The 17213-nt window shown below is 62.8% G+C and carries 17 protein-coding genes and 1 tRNA gene; 16 read left to right on the top strand and 2 right to left on the bottom strand.

Features of this window, described 5'->3' with window-relative positions; all coding sequences use genetic code 11:
- The 16 genes from J7355_RS08975 (at position 1) to pnp (ending at position 15762) form a co-directional block, all read left to right on the top strand.
- The gene (locus J7355_RS08975; protein WP_209061843.1) at positions 1-1266 is read left to right on the top strand and encodes an NADH:ubiquinone reductase (Na(+)-transporting) subunit B; all 1266 of its coding nucleotides are present in this window, start codon (positions 1-3) and stop codon (positions 1264-1266) included.
- A gap of 3 nt (positions 1267-1269) precedes the next feature.
- Positions 1270-2079, top strand: coding sequence for a Na(+)-translocating NADH-quinone reductase subunit C (locus J7355_RS08970; RefSeq protein WP_209061842.1), 810 nt, complete (start codon positions 1270-1272; stop codon positions 2077-2079).
- A gap of 291 nt (positions 2080-2370) precedes the next feature.
- On the top strand, positions 2371-3036 hold the full coding sequence (locus J7355_RS08965; RefSeq protein WP_209061841.1) for an NADH:ubiquinone reductase (Na(+)-transporting) subunit D: 666 nt from the start codon (positions 2371-2373) through the stop codon (positions 3034-3036).
- Positions 3037-3058: 22 nt separating this feature from the next.
- Positions 3059-3667, top strand: a complete 609-nt coding sequence (gene nqrE / locus J7355_RS08960; RefSeq protein WP_209061840.1) for an NADH:ubiquinone reductase (Na(+)-transporting) subunit E — start codon at positions 3059-3061, stop codon at positions 3665-3667.
- A gap of 29 nt (positions 3668-3696) precedes the next feature.
- Positions 3697-4926, top strand: a complete 1230-nt coding sequence (nqrF, locus tag J7355_RS08955; RefSeq protein ID WP_209061839.1) for an NADH:ubiquinone reductase (Na(+)-transporting) subunit F — start codon at positions 3697-3699, stop codon at positions 4924-4926.
- A 108-nt stretch (positions 4927-5034) separates the two neighbouring features.
- Positions 5035-6111: an FAD:protein FMN transferase gene (locus J7355_RS08950; protein WP_209061838.1), complete on the top strand. Its 1077-nt coding sequence runs from the start codon at positions 5035-5037 to the stop codon at positions 6109-6111.
- Positions 6108-6296 carry an ApbE family protein gene (locus J7355_RS08945; protein ID WP_209061836.1) on the top strand — a complete coding sequence of 63 codons (189 nt, stop codon included), beginning with the start codon at positions 6108-6110 and terminating at the stop codon, positions 6294-6296. The genes J7355_RS08950 and J7355_RS08945 overlap by 4 nt, the downstream gene beginning before the upstream one ends.
- A complete protein-coding gene (locus tag J7355_RS08940) occupies positions 6296-6694 on the top strand; it encodes a CBS domain-containing protein (RefSeq protein ID WP_209061834.1) in 399 nt (132 codons plus the stop codon). Before J7355_RS08945 ends, J7355_RS08940 begins: the two co-directional genes overlap by 1 nt.
- 111 nt (positions 6695-6805) lie before the next feature.
- Positions 6806-6882 (top strand) — tRNA-Met (locus J7355_RS08935).
- A gap of 52 nt (positions 6883-6934) precedes the next feature.
- Positions 6935-7387 carry a ribosome maturation factor RimP gene (gene rimP, locus J7355_RS08930; RefSeq protein ID WP_209061832.1) on the top strand — a complete coding sequence of 151 codons (453 nt, stop codon included), beginning with the start codon at positions 6935-6937 and terminating at the stop codon, positions 7385-7387.
- A 60-nt stretch (positions 7388-7447) separates the two neighbouring features.
- Entirely contained in the window at positions 7448-8977 is a 1530-nt protein-coding gene (gene nusA, locus J7355_RS08925; protein ID WP_209061830.1) for a transcription termination factor NusA, read from the top strand.
- Between the two features lie 70 nt (positions 8978-9047).
- Positions 9048-11669: a translation initiation factor IF-2 gene (infB, locus tag J7355_RS08920; protein WP_209061828.1), complete on the top strand. Its 2622-nt coding sequence runs from the start codon at positions 9048-9050 to the stop codon at positions 11667-11669.
- A 21-nt stretch (positions 11670-11690) separates the two neighbouring features.
- Complete coding sequence (rbfA, locus tag J7355_RS08915; RefSeq protein ID WP_209061826.1) at positions 11691-12116, top strand: 30S ribosome-binding factor RbfA; 426 nt, start codon at positions 11691-11693, stop codon at positions 12114-12116.
- Positions 12103-13026 carry a tRNA pseudouridine(55) synthase TruB gene (truB, locus tag J7355_RS08910; protein ID WP_209061824.1) on the top strand — a complete coding sequence of 308 codons (924 nt, stop codon included), beginning with the start codon at positions 12103-12105 and terminating at the stop codon, positions 13024-13026. The genes rbfA and truB overlap by 14 nt, the downstream gene beginning before the upstream one ends.
- Before the next feature lie 257 nt (positions 13027-13283).
- On the top strand, positions 13284-13553 hold the full coding sequence (gene rpsO, locus J7355_RS08905) for a 30S ribosomal protein S15 (RefSeq protein ID WP_209061822.1): 270 nt from the start codon (positions 13284-13286) through the stop codon (positions 13551-13553).
- 88 nt (positions 13554-13641) lie between these two features.
- On the top strand, positions 13642-15762 hold the full coding sequence (pnp, locus tag J7355_RS08900; protein ID WP_209061819.1) for a polyribonucleotide nucleotidyltransferase: 2121 nt from the start codon (positions 13642-13644) through the stop codon (positions 15760-15762).
- Positions 15763-16056: 294 nt separating this feature from the next.
- Here the strand turns inward: pnp and phaR are convergent, their stop codons facing one another.
- Positions 16057-16590, bottom strand: coding sequence for a polyhydroxyalkanoate synthesis repressor PhaR (gene phaR, locus J7355_RS08895; protein ID WP_209061817.1), 534 nt, complete (start codon positions 16588-16590; stop codon positions 16057-16059).
- A 166-nt stretch (positions 16591-16756) separates the two neighbouring features.
- Positions 16757-17200, bottom strand: coding sequence for an RNA polymerase-binding protein DksA (gene dksA / locus J7355_RS08890; RefSeq protein ID WP_209061815.1), 444 nt, complete (start codon positions 17198-17200; stop codon positions 16757-16759).
- Positions 17201-17213: the final 13 nt, after the last annotated feature.

The following is a 17213-nucleotide window of genomic DNA, read 5'->3' as shown; positions in this document are numbered from 1 at the left end:
ATGGCCGGCTTGAGAGAAACGCTGGATCGAATGCACCCGCTGTTCGCCAAGGGCGGACGGCTGGAACGGTTCTATGCCGTTTACGAAATGGTGGATACGTTCCTCTATTCGCCGGGCGACACGACCCGCACCGCGCCGCATGTGCGTGACGGCATCGACCTCAAGCGGGTGATGATCTACGTCTGGCTCGCGACGTTCCCCTGTATCTTCATGGCCTGCTGGAACACCGGGTTCCAGGCGAATGCCGCCATGGCGCAGATGGGTATCGACACCGTCGACAACTGGCGGCAAATGCCGCTGCACCTGCTCGGCGTGGGACACGATCCGGACAGTTTCTGGGACAATTTCGTCTTTGGTTTCTGGTATTTCGCCCCGGTTTATTTCGTGACTTTCCTGGTCGGCGGGTTGTGGGAAGTGCTGTTCGCGGCCGTGCGCAACCACGAAATCAACGAGGGCTTCTTCGCCACCTCGATTCTCTACACCTTGACCCTGCCGCCGGCGATTCCGCTCTGGCAAGCCGCGCTCGGCATTACCTTCGGCATCGTCGTGGGCAAGGAAGTCTTCGGCGGCACCGGCAAGAACTTTCTCAATCCGGCGTTGACCGGGCGCGCGTTCCTGTTCTTCGCATTTCCGGCCTATATGTCGGGCGACAGCGTGTGGACGGCCGTTGACGGCTGGTCCGCCGCGACGCCGTTGGGCCTGGGTGCGAGTGACGGCATGAGCGCGATCACCAGTCAGTTGACCTGGTGGGATGCGTTTGCCGGCGGTATTCAGGGTTCGCTGGGTTCAACCTCCACGCTAGCCATCCTGCTTGGCGCGTCGTTCCTGCTCTACACGCGCGTCGCCTCCTGGCGCATCATGGCGGGCTGCGTGGGCGGTCTCATCGCTACGACGTTGCTGTTCAATCTGATCGGCAGCGAGAACAACCCGATGTTCGCGATGCCGTGGTACTGGCATCTGGTCATCGGCGGGTTCGCCTTTGGTGCCGTGTTCATGGCCACCGATCCGGTCAGTGCCGCCATGACCAACAAGGGCCGGCTGATCTACGGTGCGCTCATCGGCGTGATGACTGGGCTGGTGCGGGTCGTGAACCCGGCGTTCCCGGAAGGCATCATGCTGGCGATCCTGTTCGCCAACATCTTCGCGCCGCTGATCGACTACTTTGTCGTGCAGGCCAATGTTCGACGGCGTCAGAAACGGCTGGCGGCAGTCAACGGTGCGCGCGGCGATGTTGCCGATGACGCCGACGCGGTGCCCGCGGAGTAGATCATGGTAGGAATCGTAGGTTTTTCCCGAGACGGTGTCGGCTACATCGTGGTGGTGGCGCTGGCGGTGTGCCTGGTTTGCTCCGTGCTCGTGGCGTCCGCGGCCACCTTCCTGAAGCCGATGCAGACGGTCAACGCCAAGGCAGATCGTCGCAGCAACATTCTCGAAGTCGCCGGCTTGCCCAGCGGACCGGATGTCGACGTCAACGAGGTGTTCAACGATCGTATCGAGAGCCGCGTGGTCGATCTGTCGACCGGCGAGTATGCCGAGGACCTGGAAGCCTCCGGTTTTGATCAGCGTGACGCCGCGTCCGACCCCGAGCAGAGCATCAAGATCGCACCGCGCGAGGATCTTGCCGACATCAAGCGTCGGTCCAAATTCGCCGAGGTCTATCTCGTCAACGACGAGCAGGGCGAGTTGAAAACGATCGTACTGCCGGTTCACGGCTATGGGCTCTGGTCCACAATGTACGGCTTTCTCGCGCTCAAACCGGATGCCAATACGGTTGAAGGGATCAAGTACTACGAGCAGGGCGAAACCCCGGGTCTTGGTGCCGAAGTCGAGAACCCGCGGTGGCGCGCCAAGTGGGAAGGCAAGAAGGTCTATGGCGACGACGGCGAAGTGCAGCTGAGCGTGATCAAGGGTAGTGTGGGTGCCAATACCGCAAACGCCGAGTACAAGGTCGACGGCCTGTCCGGTGCGACGCTGACCAGCCGCGGCGTATCCAACACGATCCACTACTGGCTGGGCGCGAACGGTTTCGAGCCTTTTCTGAAGAAAATTCGTAGCGGCAACCTCTCCGCCGAGGGGTAGAAATTTTCGACCCGGTTATGCACGGTCGCGCCGGCGTCTTCAGCGCGCGACTGGCGAGGAATAAGGAGAGTAATGTGCATCGCGCACATGAACGACGAATGACGCAGCTCAGGGGCGCGCTGAAGCCCGGCCTTTTCGCGAGCAGCGAAATGGTTTGGCCCCGAAAGGGCAGCTGCGGCGTTGCACGGCGTGGCCGTAGAGTAACTACGACGCTGCGCAGTGTGTCTTGCATCTATCCCTTCGGGGGACTCAAACGCGATCCGCGGATAACCGGGTCGGAGGTTTCGTAACATGGCACAGAGCCAGGCAATGAAGGTGTTGACCGAGCCCTTGGTCAACAACAACCCGATTGCACTCCAGATTCTGGGTATTTGCAGTGCGCTGGCGGTGACCAACCAGGTCGCCACCGCGCTGCTCATGTCTATCGCCCTGACTGCCGTGACGGCCTGCTCGAACTTCTCGATCAGCCTGATCCGTAACCATATCCCGTCGAGCATTCGAATCATCGTCCAGATGACCATCATCGCGTCGCTGGTAATCGTGGTGGATCAGTTGCTCAAGGCGTTCGCCTACGATCTGGCGAAATCGATGTCGGTATTCGTGGGGCTCATCATCACCAACTGCATCGTGATGGGGCGCGCCGAGGCGTTTGCCATGAAGGAGCCGCCGGGTCTGGCGTTTCTGGACGGCATCGGTAACGGTCTCGGCTACAGCCTGATTCTGATTCTCGTTGGTGTCGTTCGGGAACTGTTCGGTGCCGGGTCGCTGCTCGGTTACCAGATCCTGCCGCTGGCCAGCGCGGGCGGCTGGTACGTGCCGGTCGGCATCATGCTGCTGCCACCGAGTGCGTTCTTCATCATCGGTTTTCTGATCTGGGGCCTGCGCAGCTGGAAGCAGGATCAGGTCGAGGAAGCCGAGTACCAGATTCACCAGGTGCACCGCACCGAAGTGGTCTAACGGATAGCCGAGGACGTTCGACGTGGAAGACTATCTCAGCATCCTGATCAAATCGATCTTCATCGAGAATCTGGCGCTCGCCTTCTTTCTCGGTATGTGCACGTTTCTGGCGCTGTCGAAGAAGATCTCGACGGCCATTGGCCTGGGCGTGGCCGTGATCGTGGTGCAGGGCCTGACCGTACCGGTCAACAACCTGATCTATCAGTTTCTGCTCAAGGAAGGCGCGCTCGGCTGGGCCGGCCTGCCCAACGTCGACCTGAGCTTTCTCGGGCTGATCAGCTACATCGGCGTGATCGCGGCGATGGTGCAGATCCTGGAGATGTTTCTGGACCGGTTCATGCCCGCGCTCTACGCCGCCCTCGGCGTGTTCCTGCCGCTGATCACGGTGAACTGCGCGATCATGGGCGGTTCGCTGTTCATGGTTGAGCGCGACTACGGTTTCGGCGAGAGTCTGACCTACGGCTTCGGCAGTGGTATCGGCTGGGCGCTGGCCATCGCGGCGCTTGCGGGTGTGCGCGAGAAGCTGAAGTATTCCGATGTGCCGGACGGCCTGCAGGGGCTCGGCATTACCTTCATCACGGTCGGGCTCATGTCGCTGGGCTTCATGGCCTTTTCCGGCATCCAGCTCTAGATACGCCGCTTCGGAGAACGTGAGAACCCATGGGTGAAGTAGCGCAAATCAGTCTCGGTGTCGGCGTGTTCACCGGCGTCGTGTTGTTCCTCGTCGCGGTGATCCTGATTGCCAAGTCGCGTCTGGTCGCGACCGGCAACGTCAATATCGAAATCAACGGCGAGAAGACGATCAAGGCCCCGGTCGGCGCGAAGCTGCTCGGCGCCCTGGCGGATTCCAAGCTCTACGTGTCGTCGGCCTGCGGTGGTGGCGGCACCTGTGCGCAGTGCAAGGTCAAGGTGCTTGAAGGCGGCGGGTCGATCCTGCCCACGGAAGAGACCCACATCAACAAGCGCGAAGCCCGTGAGGGCGATCGTCTGTCCTGCCAGGTCACCGTCAAGCAGGACATGAAGATCAAGGTTCCGGAAGAGGTCTTCGGCGTCAAGCAGTGGAAGTGCAAGGTCCGCTCGAACGATAACGTCGCGACCTTCATCAAGGAACTGGTCCTCGAACTGCCCGCGGGCGAGCACGTGAACTTTCGTGCCGGTGGTTATATCCAGATCAGCTGCCCGCCGCACGAGGTGGCCTACAAGGACTACGCTATCGACGAGCGCTTCCACGAGGATTGGGATACCCATAACCTCTGGCGCTACGTTTCCAAGGTCGACGAAACCGTGACCCGCGCTTACTCGATGGCGAACTATCCGGAAGAAGAGGGCATCATCATGCTCAACGTCCGGATCGCGACGCCGCCGCCGCGTAACCCGGATGTCAAACCCGGCGAGATGAGTTCCTATATCTTCGGCCTCAAACCGGGCGACGAGGTGCTCATTTCCGGGCCGTTCGGCGAGTTCTTTGCCAAGGACACCAATGCCGAGATGGTCTTCGTCGGCGGCGGCGCGGGTATGGCGCCCATGCGCTCGCACATCTTCGACCAGCTCGGGCGGATCAAGACCGACCGCAAGATGACGTTCTGGTACGGCGCACGCTCCCGGCGCGAAATGTTCTACGTGAACGACTTCGACACGCTCGCGGCAGAGAACGACAACTTCGAGTGGACGGTCGCTCTTTCCGACGCAAAGGAAGAGGACGAGTGGGAAGGCGAGACCGGGTTCATCCATAACGTGCTCTACGAGCGCTATCTCAAGGATCATCCGGCCCCGGAAGACTGCGAGTACTATCTCTGCGGCCCGCCGATCATGAATGCGTCGGTGATCAACATGCTCGAGGATCTGGGCGTCGAGCCCGAAAACATCATGCTGGACGATTTCGGCGGCTGAACGCGTCGGAAACTGGCTGCTCGGCCCTGCGTCCGCCCATGGCAGCGCGGGGCTTTTTCGTTGCGTGAGCGCAACGCCGTGATGGGATGTCGTGACAGAATGCAAGCCATGAGCCCGAGCACATACCCGATGACTGCACAGGTGGCGCGCGCGGCCCCGGCGCGCTTCGCGTTCTGGATGCTGCTGCTGGCCCTGATCGGCCTGCTCACGGCTTGCGAGGACGCGCGTGATCCGGTCCGTGTAAGCGGGCCGGCGCAGGGCACGACCTACAGCGTCACGGTCATGAATCCCCCGTCCGAAATGAATCGAAGCGCGCTGGAAGGCGCGATGACGCAGGTCATCGAGCGCATCGACGCCCAGATGTCCACGTGGCGCGACGATTCGGAAGTGGCGCGCTTCAACGCGGCGCCCGCAGGCGAATGGGTGCCGGTTTCGCCAGAGCTGGCCGGGCTCACGCGCGAGGCGCTCGGCATAGGTCGCGATACCAATGGCGCGTTCGACGTAACACTGGGGCCGATTCTTCAGGTGTGGGGGTTCGGCGCAGACGCCGAGCAGCCCACGAGACTACCCACCACCGATGAGCTGGCGGCCGCGCGCGAGCGTACCGGCATCGGCATGATCGAGGTGCGCGATCAGCCGCCGGCATTACGCAAGAAGGCAGCGCAGGTCACCCTTGATCTCGCGGGCCTCGCGCAGGGTTACACGGTGGACCAGTTGTCGCAGCGCCTGAACGACATGGGCGCGCGGCGTTATCTGGTCGAGTTCGGCGGCGAGCTCTATGCCCGCGGGAACAAGCAGGGGAGTACACCGTGGCGCATCGGCGTGGAGAAACCGGAGGCCGGCACGCGCGAGATCGAGCGCGTGGTCGGGCTCGCCAACGCCGGCATGACCACCTCCGGCGATTATCGCGACTTCTTCGAAATCGATGGTCGTCGCTTTTCGCACACCATCGACCCGCGTACGGGCCGGCCGGTTGCCCACGATCTGCGTTCGGTGACGGTAGTGGCCGACGACGCGATGACTGCCGATGCGATGGCCACCGCTCTGCTCGTCATGGGCGCAGACGCGGGGCGCCGCTATGCCGATGCGCACGACATCGCGGCGTTGTTCGTGAGTGGCACGGCACAGGCGTATACTGAGAGCTATTCGAAAGCCTTCGAGCCTTATCTTAAGGAGGCGAAATGACACAGCTACTGATTCTTACCCTGGTCGCATTCGGCGTCATGGCCCTGGTCGTGGCCGGCATGGCTGTCGGCGTCATGGTGACCGGCCGCGAGATCAAGGGCAGTTGCGGCGGCGTGGGCGGTGGCGATTGCGCCTGCAGCAAGGGCGGCAATTGCCCGACGACCGACAAGGCTGAAACGTCCTGATGTCACGCCCGTCGCTGGTCATCAAGGAGTACATGCGCGAGGTGCTCGTCACCTTCCGTCCGGATACCGATGTGCTCCGTGCCGTGCACCTGTTGCTGGAGAAGGGCGTGTCGGGCGCGCCGGTCATCGATCGGCTCGGCAACATCATCGGCTTTCTGTCCGAGAAGGACGTGATGGGCATTGCGCTCGACGCCGGCTACTACGAAGACAGCGCCGGCACCGTCGAACGACTGATGTCGAAAAAAGTCGTGACAGTGGATGCCGAAGACAGTATAGTAGCTGCAGCTCGGATATTCCGGGATTCGTCGATGAAAACGCTGCCGGTGATGCTCAATGGGCGTCTCGCCGGAATGCTTACGCGTCGCGACGTACTCCGGGCATTCGAACGCCAGAGGTAGTTCGTCAAGCGCCGGTTTCGGCCTGACGAATACAGTTTTCCAGAAACTGTAATGATCACTCGCAGTCCTTGCATTGTGAGTCGCAAGTCATTATAGTTTCGCGCCATCGGGTGCGGGGTGGAGCAGTCTGGCAGCTCGTCGGGCTCATAACCCGAAGGTCGCAGGTTCGAATCCTGCCCCCGCTACCACATCTTGGTTGGATTCTAAGCCCCCGATGCGGGGCTTTTTTTATGGCGCTTTATGTCGCAACGACTCCGTAACCTGCTCGAACCCATCGTGACCGATCTCGGTTACGAGCTCTGGCATCTGGAGTCCGTGGGTGCCGGGCGCAGCAGTGTGCTGAGGCTGTATATCGATTCCCCCGAAGGCATCGCGCTCGAAGACTGCGAGAAGGTCAGTCACGAGGTCAGCGCGGTTCTCGACGTCGAGGATTCGAGCAATAGCCAGTACAGCCTCGAGGTGTCGTCTCCGGGCATGGATCGGCCGCTGGTGACGGGCGAACATTTTCGCCGTTTCATCGGCGAGCGCGCTCGCATCAACATGTTCGCGCCCGTGGCCGGGCAGCGGAAGTTTCGCGGCACGATTTTGGCCGTCAACGGCGACACGGTTGATTTGGGCTGCGACGACCAGACATACAGCCTCGCCACGGGTGACATGGCCAAGGCGCGGCTGGAGCCGGTATTTGAGCAATAGACGCGCAACAGGGTCGGTTTTGCCGGTGCAACGCAACACGAACGATTTCGGGTGGCAGCGATGAATAAAAATGTCCTTTTGGTCGCCGAAGCGGTATCCAATGAAAAAGGCGTCGATCGAGAGATCATCTTCGAAGCGATTGAGGCCGCGCTGGCGTCCGCGACGCGCAAGAAGCATGGCGGCGAGATCGCCGTGCGGGTTGCGGTCGATCGCAAGACCGGCCACTACGAGACGTTCCGCCGCTGGCATGTGATCGAGCCCGGCATGGAAGACGAAGACGGCGAACCGGTCTTCATCGAAGAGCCGGATCGCGAAATCTCGCTGGAGAGCGCGCGCGAGAAGAATCCGGAGATCGCGGCAGGCGATTTCGTCGAAGAGCCCATGGAATCCGTGGAATTCGGCCGTATCGCCGCGCAGGCCGCGAAACAGGTCATCGTGCAGAAGGTGCGCGAAGCCGAGCGTGCGCAGATCGTCGACCAGTACAAGGACCGGGTCGGTGAACTGATCACCGGGCTGGTGAAGCGCATGGAGCGCGGCGCGGTAATCCTCGATCTCGGCGGCAATGCCGAAGCGATCATTCCGCGTGATCAGATGATTCCCCGCGAGCCGATGCGCCCCGGCGACCGCGTACGCGGCTTTCTCTACGACGTACGGCCCGAGCAGCGCGGTCCGCAGCTGTTTGTCTCGCGTACCAAGCCCGAGTTCCTGCTCGAGCTGTTCAAGCTGGAAGTACCGGAGGTCGGTCAGGGCCTGATCGAGCTGCGCGGCGCCGCGCGTGACCCGGGTCTGCGGGCCAAGATTTCGGTACAGGCCAAGGACCGCCGTATCGACCCGGTCGGGGCCTGCGTCGGCATGCGCGGTTCGCGCGTACAGAGCGTATCGAACGAGCTGGCCGGCGAGCGCATCGATATCATCATGTGGAACGAGAACCCGGCCCAGTTCGTGATCAACGCGATGGCGCCGGCGGAAGTGGAATCCATCGTGCTCGACGAGGATTCGAGCAGCATGGATCTCGCGGTCGCCGAGGACGTGCTCGCCAAGGCTATCGGTCGCGGCGGCCAGAACATTCGCCTGGCTTCGGATCTGACCGGCTGGCAGCTCAATGTCATGACCGTCGAGGATGCCGACGCCAAGAGCGAAGCCGAAGGCGAAGCCCTGCAGGCGATGTTCCGCGAGCAGCTCGACGTGGACGACGAGGTGGCGGTCATCCTGGTGCAGGAAGGCTTCACCACCACGGAAGAGATCGCCTACGTGCCGCTCGACGAACTCGCCGAGATCGAGGAGTTCGACGAGGACATCGTCGAGGAGCTGCGCAACCGCGCGCGCGATTATCTTCTCTCGAAGGCGATTTCGTCGGCCGAAGGCGGCGACGCCGCCACCCCGGAAGACGATCTCTACGAGGTTGAGGGCGTTGACGACGAAATCGCTGCAGCGCTGGCGGAAAACGGTATCCTCTCGCGCGACGATCTCGCCGAACTCGGTGCAGACGAACTCGTCGAGATGATCGAGATGGACGAGGCCGCGGCCGGCAAGCTGATCATGGCTGCCCGGGCGCACTGGTTTGCTGACGAGCAGGCCGGCGCCGAATAGAATTGTCCTGAATAAACGGACGCCCGGCGCGGGCAACGCACCAGCGCGGGCCCCATGGAGTAAGCAGAATATGGCGCAAACGACAGTCAAACAGCTGGCATCGGAAGTCGGAATTCCGGTGGAGCGACTGATCACGCGCTTGGCCGAAGCCGGTGTCTCCGCTTCGACGGAGAGCGACGGCATCAGCGACGAGGACAAGCTCAAGTTGCTGCGGCACCTGCGTGACAGCGGCGGTTCCAAGTCGGGCGGCAAGCTCGGCACGCGCAAGAGTGGCGTGTCGCTACGTCGGCGTTCGACCTCGGAGCTCAAGGTCAATACCGGCCGCGGCGCCACCTCGGGCCGTACGGTAAGCGTGGAGGTGCGTAAACGCCGCACCTATACCAGCCGTGCCGAGCAGGAGGCCGAAAACGAAAAGGCCCGCGAGGAAGAGGCGCGCGAGCAGGCTGCAAAGGCAGAGCAGGATCGCGAGGCCCAGGAGGCTGCGGAAAAGGCACGCCAGGAAGAGGCCGAGCGCCAGGAGGCGGACGCCAAGGCGCAGCGCGAGCATGAAGAAGCGCTACGCCAGGAAGCCGAGGAGCGGGCGCGCCGCGAAGCCGAGATCAATGCGCAGCGCGAGGCCAAGGAACAGGCCGATCGCGAAGCGCTGGAGAAGGAGCGTGCCAAGCGTACGGTTCGCGTCGACGATGCGCGCTCGCGCGCACAGGAGAACCTGCGCCGCGCGGCCGAGAGTCACGGCCGTACCGAAGAGGATGTCGAACGCGAGAAGAACCGCGGCAAGCGCAAGGAGCTGCACGTCGCCGAGGGCAAGCAGGGCCGGCGCAAGAGCAAGAAGAAGCGCGTGACGCGCAGCAGCAAGGTCAACGTGGCGACCGAGCATGGCTTCGAGCGCCCGACCGCGCCTGTCGTGCGCGATGTGGAGATTCCGGAACTCATCACCGTGTCGGATCTCGCTCAGCGCATGGCGGTGAAGGGCGGCGATCTGCTCAAGCGCATGATGAAGCTCGGCGTCATGGCGACGATCAACCAGACCGTCGATCAGGACACCGCCTATCTGCTCGTCGAGGAGATGGGACACAATCCGAAGCCGGTGAAGTCCGAGAGCGCCGAAGAGACGCTCATCGACGAGGTCCGCGCAGAGGAAGAGGAAGTCGAAGGCGTGTCCCGTGCCCCGGTCGTGACCATCATGGGTCACGTCGACCACGGCAAGACGTCGCTGCTCGATTACATCCGGCGCACCAAGGTGCAGGCCGGCGAGGCGGGCGGCATCACGCAGCATATTGGCGCCTATCACGTGAAGCACGACAAGGGCGCGATCACCTTCATCGATACGCCGGGCCACGCCGCGTTCACCCGCATGCGTGCCCGTGGTGCCGAGATCACCGATATCGCGATTCTCATCGTCGCGGCCGACGACGGCGTCATGCCGCAGACCAAGGAGTCGATCCAGCACGCCCGTGCTGCCGGTGTTCCGATGGTCGTCGCGGTCACCAAGATGGACGTCGCCAGCGCGGATATCGAGAAGGTCAAGAGTGGCCTGTCCGCCGAAGAGATCATCCCGGAAGACTGGGGCGGCGACACGATGGTGGTGCCGGTCTCGTCGCACACCGGCGAAGGCATCGACGATCTGCTCGACGCGATTCTGCTGCAGGCCGAAGTCGCCGAGTTCAAGGCGCCGGTCGATGTGCCGGCACGCGGTACGGTGATCGAATCCAGCCTCGAGAAAGGTCGCGGCCCGGTGGCCACGATTCTGGTCAAGGCGGGTACGCTCAAGCGCGGCGACGCCATTCTGGCCGGCCCGCATTTCGGTCGCGTGCGCGCCATGTTCAACGAGTTGGGCGAGCAGGTGAAATCGGCCGGCCCGTCGATTCCTGTCGAGGTGCTCGGCCTGTCCGGCACGCCGGAAGCCGGCGATGACGCCTTCGTGGTCGCCAACGAAAAGAAGGCGCGCGAAATCGCGGATCAGCGCGACGAGCGCCAGCGCGAGAACAAGCTGGCCCAGCAGCAGGCTGCGCGTCTCGAGGAAGTCTTCTCGGCCATCGGCGAGGACGGCCCCGCCGAGACCAAGGATCTGAACCTGCTCATCAAGGGCGACGTGCAGGGCAGCGTGGAAGCGCTGGTCGAGTCGCTCGGCAAGATTCCCTCGGAAGAGGTCAAGATCCGCATCATCTCGAGTGGTGTGGGCGGTATCAGCGAGTCCGACGTGGAGCTGGCGCTGGCGTCGAAGGCGATCATCATCGGCTTCAACGTCCGGGCCGACGCCAAGGCCCGCAAGGTGATCCAGGAATCGGGCGTGGATGTGCGCTACTACAGCGTGATCTACGAAGCGATCCAGGACGTCACCGATGCGGTCAGCGGCCTGCTCGGCACCGAGGTGCGCGAAGAGATCATCGGCCTGGCCGAGGTGCGGGACGTGTTCCGCTCGTCCAAGCTCGGCGCGATCGCCGGCTGTCTCGTGGCCGATGGCGCCGTGGTTCGCGGTCAGCCGATTCGCGTGCTGCGCGACAACGTGGTCGTCTACGAAGGCGAGCTCGAGTCGCTGCGTCGCCATAAGGACGACGTCAATCGCGTGCCGGCGGGTACCGAATGCGGTATTGGTGTCAAGAACTACAACGACATCAAGCCCGGCGACCAGATCGAGGTCTACGAGCGCACGGAAGTCCAGCGCGAAGTCCAGACCGCCGAGCCGGCATAAGCCGGCTCGGGGCGTTCAGTCGTGGCACGGGAATTTTCTCGCAAGCACCGCGTTGCCGAGGAGCTCAAGCGCGAGCTGGGCATACTGATCACCACCGAGGTGAAAGACCCGCGGGTGCGTCTGGTGGCGATCACCGATGTCGAGGTTTCGCAGGATCTCAAGCACGCCAAGGTATTCGTCGGTTCCTTCGACGTGACGGCAGCCACGGAAGACCCAAGCGAAGCGCTGGAAGGCCTGCGTGCAGCACGCGGTTTTCTCAAGCGCGCGCTCGGCAAGCGCCTGCGTCTGCGATCGATGCCCGAGCTGCGTTTCATTGAAGACACCACGGAACGCGATGCCCAGCATCTGAGCAGTCTGATCGACTCGGCGGTCGCGGAGGATCAACGTCACGGCGATCCGCTCGGCGACGGCGCCGAGCACGCTGGCGACGACCATGGGACGTCGTAAGCGCGGTCGGGATATCGACGGCGTCGTACTGCTCGATAAGCCTGTCGGTTGCTCGTCCAACGCGGCGCTTCAGCGTGTTCGGCGTGCCTACGACGCGCGCAAGGCCGGCCATACGGGCAGTCTCGATCCACTTGCCAGCGGGCTGCTCCCCGTCTGTCTCGGCGAGGCGACCAAAGTCTCCTCCTATCTGCTTTCGGCGGCGAAGCGCTATCGCGTGACCGCGCTTCACGGCGCACAGACCGCGACCGGCGATCGCGAGGGCGAGGTGGTGGCCCGCAGCGATGTGGCAATGCCCGACCGCCAGCGCCTCGAGGCGGTCATCGCGGACTTCATCGGCCCGCAACAGCAGATACCGCCGATGTATTCGGCCTTGAAGAAGGATGGCAAGCGGCTGTACGAGCATGCCCGCGCGGGCGAGACCGTCGAGCGCGAGCCGCGCGATATCGTGGTACACGAGCTGCAACTCGTCGATTGCGATGCGAGCACCTTTACGCTGGACGCGCGGGTATCCAGCGGGACGTACATCCGGACACTGGTGGAAGATATCGCGCGTACCTGGGGCGGTGTGGCCCATGTGGGTACGCTGCATCGCACCGGCGTCGGTCGATTGGGCCGTGAGCTGGGCATGACGCCCCTGGCCGAGATCGAGGCCGCGGCACAGAGCGGCGGCCCGCTCGACCAATGGTTGCTGCCGCTCTCCACCGTGGTGGAGGACTGGCCCCGTATTGCGCTCGACGCGGTCGGCGCTGCCGACATGAACCATGGCCGTGCCGTGGACTGCAGCCTGCCGTCCCCGCTGCCGGACACGTTATTGATCGAGGACGATCGAGGGCAACTGCTTGGTTTGGGCCGGATCAACGACCGCGGCCAACTCGCGCCTCGGCGACTGTTTGCCCGTCCGCAGCGCTAGAGCCGAGTGCGGCACGCGCGATGCCTTGGCGGGGACTGCTCGCTAGCCCGAAATTTATTGTACAGCGGGGCGGCAAGCGGCTAGAATATGCGCCTCGCGGCACACGCGGCTGCCACCCGGCGCCTGGAGCACGGGCTTTTTCCAAACCGTTTCGTGGGATGTGAGCAACCGCTCTTCCCGACTTGTGGTTTGGAAAAAGCCGGCCTGTTCCAGGTAGGTGGGGGCTGCGGTGTTTGTATTGATACTCAGGAGTAAACATGGCCCTGTCCACCGAAGAAAAAGCCGAAGTCATCAACAAATTCAGTCGTGGCACCGGCGATACCGGTTCCCCCGAGGTGCAGGTTGCACTACTGACGACCCGTATCAGCCAGCTTGGCGAACACTTCAATGCCCACAAGGCGGATCACCATTCGCGCCGCGGCCTGCTGAAGATGGTCAACCAGCGTCGTAAATTGCTGGATTACGTCAAGCGTCGTGATGCTTCGCGGTACAAGGCCTTGATCAGCGAGCTGGGTCTGCGTCGCTAAGCGCGAGCATCAGATCCACGCCCACGAAAGCGCCCCTCGGTAAACCGAGCCGGGCGCTTTTTTGTTTGAAAGACACAGGATAATTCTAGTGAGCAACGTTACCGTCACCAGCAAGCAGACATTCCAGTTCGGCGAGCACGCCGTTTCCCTCGAAACCGGCGAGATCGCGCGCCAGGCCGATGGCGCCGTGAAGGTGAGCATGGGCGACACGGTCGTGCTGGTCACGGCGGTCGGCAAGAAGGAAGCCGCGCCGAACGCCGCCTTCTTCCCGCTGACCGTCAATTACCAGGAACGCACCTACGCCGGCGGCAAGATCCCCGGCGGTTTCTTCAAGCGCGAAGGCCGTCCCGGCGAGAAGGAAACGCTGACCTGCCGTCTCATCGACCGGCCAATCCGCCCGCTGTTTCCGAAGGGCTTCTATAACGAAGTGCAGATCGTGGCGACCGTGATGTCGGTCGATCCGGAAATCGATTCCGATATCCCGGCCATGATCGGGGCGTCCGCGGCTCTGGCCATCTCCGGCATGCCGTTCGCCGGCCCGATCGGCGGCGCGCGTGTGGGCTATGCCAACGGCGAGTACATCCTCAACCCGAGCGCCAGCCAGCTCAAGGACGGTGACCTCAACCTCGTGGTCGCCGGGACGAGCGAAGCGGTGCTCATGGTGGAATCCGAAGCCAAGCAGCTCTCCGAGGAGATCATGCTCGGCGCCGTGCTTTTCGGCCACGAGCAGCTGCAGGCCGCCATCGACGCCATCGGCAAGCTGGCCGCTGAAGCCGGCAAGCCGGCCTGGGACTGGCAGCCCGCGCCCACCGACGAAACCCTGGCGCAGGCCGTCGAGCGTGTCGCCAAGGACGACGTGACGGCCGCCTACCAGATCGCCGACAAACAGGATCGTGGCACGCGCCTGGGCGAGATCAAGGAAGCCGTGGTTGCCGAGCTCGCCGTGGAAGAGGGCGAGGAAGGCTGGAGCCGTGACGACGTCAAGGGCGCGCTCGGCGCACTCGAGAAGAAGACGGTGCGTTCGCGTATCCTCGAAGGCGAACCGCGCATCGACGGCCGTGACACCCGCACCGTGCGCCAGCTCGACATCAAGACCGGCGTGCTGCCGCGTACCCACGGCTCGGCCCTGTTCACCCGCGGCGAAACGCAGGCGCTGGTCGTGTCCACGCTGGGCACGGGCCGCGACGCGCAGATGATCGACGCGGTGGAAGGCAAGTATGAAGATCCCTTCATGCTTCACTACAACTTCCCGCCCTACTGCGTGGGCGAGACCGGTTTCATGGGCAGCCCGAAGCGCCGCGAGATCGGCCATGGCAAGCTCGCCAAGCGCGCCATCATGGGCGTCCTGCCGGATCTCGAGAAAGAATTCCCCTACGTCATGCGTATCGTCTCGGAAGTCACCGAGTCCAACGGGTCGTCCTCGATGGCCTCGGTGTGCGGCACCAGCTTGGCGCTGATGGATGCCGGCGTGCCGATCAAGGCGCCGGTGGCCGGCGTGGCCATGGGCCTGATCAAGGAAGGCGACAAGTTCGCCGTGCTCACCGACATCCTCGGTGACGAGGATCATCTCGGCGACATGGACTTCAAGGTGGCCGGTTCCACCGACGGTGTGACCGCGCTGCAGATGGACATCAAGATCGGCGGTATCACCCGCGAGATCATGGAAGTGGCGCTGGAACAGGCCCGGGAAGGCCGGCTGCACATTCTCGGCGTGATGTCCGAGGCCATCGACAAGCCGCGTCAGGAAGTCTCCGAGTGGGCGCCGCGCATCTTCACCATCAAGATCGACTCGGACAAGATCCGCGACGTAATCGGCAAGGGTGGCGCGACCATCCGCTCGATCACCGAGGAGACCGGTGCCAGCATCGATATCGAAGATGACGGCACCATCCACGTCGCGGCGGTCGACAAGAGCGCGGCGGACATGGCGATCAAGCGTATCGAGGACATCACACGCGATATCGAGGCCGGGCAGGTCTACGAGGGCAAGGTCGTGCGCATCGTCGATTTCGGCGCCTTCGTCAACCTCGTGCCGGGGCGCGATGGTCTCGTTCACATCTCGCAGATCGCCGACCATCGGGTCGAGAAGGTCAGCGACGAGTTGTCCGAGGGCCAGGTTGTCAAGGTCAAGGTTCTCGAAGTCGACCGTCAGGGCCGTGTGCGCCTGTCGATGAAGGAACTGGCCGAAGAAGAGCAGGCGGAAGGCTAAGTTACGCTTGTCAGGCGGGCTCGCGCAGCCCGCCCGGTCTTGAAGGCGCCCTGCGGGGCGCCTTTTTTATGGGCGACGTTTAGACCGGCTCACGCTTTGGCCGGTCGCACGTATATGTCGCGCATAAAAAAAGCCCCCTAGGGTAAGGGGGCAAGTGCGAGAAAGGCCGTCAGGCCTTTCGGAGGAGATTCGGTTGATCAGCGTGTTCGCTGATGTTGCGGTGCAGTATAGGGCGATCTACGACTTTAGTCAACTATCGATCCGCAGAATCGTGGAACTGCGTTTCTATCAAGACTATTGTTTTTCGCGATCGTTCCCCGCGCTGTCGGAATTGTTGTCACTGGAGGCCTCTGAGGTGTTGTCCTCGCCGCGCTCCTTGCGCTTGAGATTGGCCAGGAATTCGCGTCGAACCGAACGCCAGATCGGCACCTGGTACTGCGACAGCTCCCGTAGGGCGGTCAGCGGATTGTTCGCGCCCAGAAGCCGACGCATGCGGTCTTTGAACTGCTGCTGCTGGTCGCTGAAGAACTCCAGCGAGAGCTCGAGATAGGAGCTCACCGTGCTTTGCATCGAGTCGCCGTAGAAGCGGATGATGTTGCGCAGCACTTCGGTACGAAAGATCGGGTCGCCGCCTTCCTCCTGTTCGCTGATCACCTGCAGCAGTATGGTGCGGGTAATGTCGTCGCCGCTGCGCTTGTCGATCACGGTGAAATGCTCGCCGCGGATCACGAGCTGGCGTATGTTTTCCAGAGTGATGTAGCGGCTGACTTCGGTGTCATAGAGCCGCCGGTTCGGATACTTCTTGATGATCCGCGTCTCGTCACTCATTCCTGTCGCCCCGTCGTTTTGAGAAAGGCCGCGGCGCGCAGCGTTGCTGCATTGCGGCAATACGATTGTGCCAGATCGATCGATGCGAACGTAGCTGTCCAAACGTCGGACACGAAAACGCCCGCACGAAGGCGGGCGTTCCAGGGTCGACGTGCACGCGTACCGCTTAGCGGCCGAGCTGGCGCTCGCGGATCTCGTCCAGGCTCTTGCAGTCGACGCACAGCGTGGCGGTCGGGCGGGCCTCGAGACGGCGAATGCCGATCTCGGTACCGCAGGTGTCGCAGAAGCCGTATTCGTCGCGATCGACGCGGGAGATGCCCTGATCGATCTTGCGGATGAGCTTGCGTTCGCGATCGCGCGTGCGCAGTTCGAGGCTGAACTCGGATTCCTGGCTGGCGCGATCGGTCGGGTCCGGGAAGTTCGCCGCCTCATCCTTCATGTGATGCATGGTGCGGTCGACCTCTTCCATGAGTTCGCGCTTCCAGTTCATGAGGATGCGGCGGAAATGATCGCGCTGCGCCTCATTCATATACTCTTCACCCTCTTTCGGGGTGTAGGGCGTAAACTGCTGAGGCGCCTCGAGTTTAGAGTCTTTCTGAGTTGCAGCCATGCTGGCCTCGGGT

This window comes from Endozoicomonas sp. G2_2 (assembly GCF_017744135.1).
Taxonomy (GTDB): domain Bacteria; phylum Pseudomonadota; class Gammaproteobacteria; order Nevskiales; family Salinisphaeraceae; genus Salinisphaera.
This window is presented reverse-complemented; position numbering and strand designations above follow the sequence as displayed.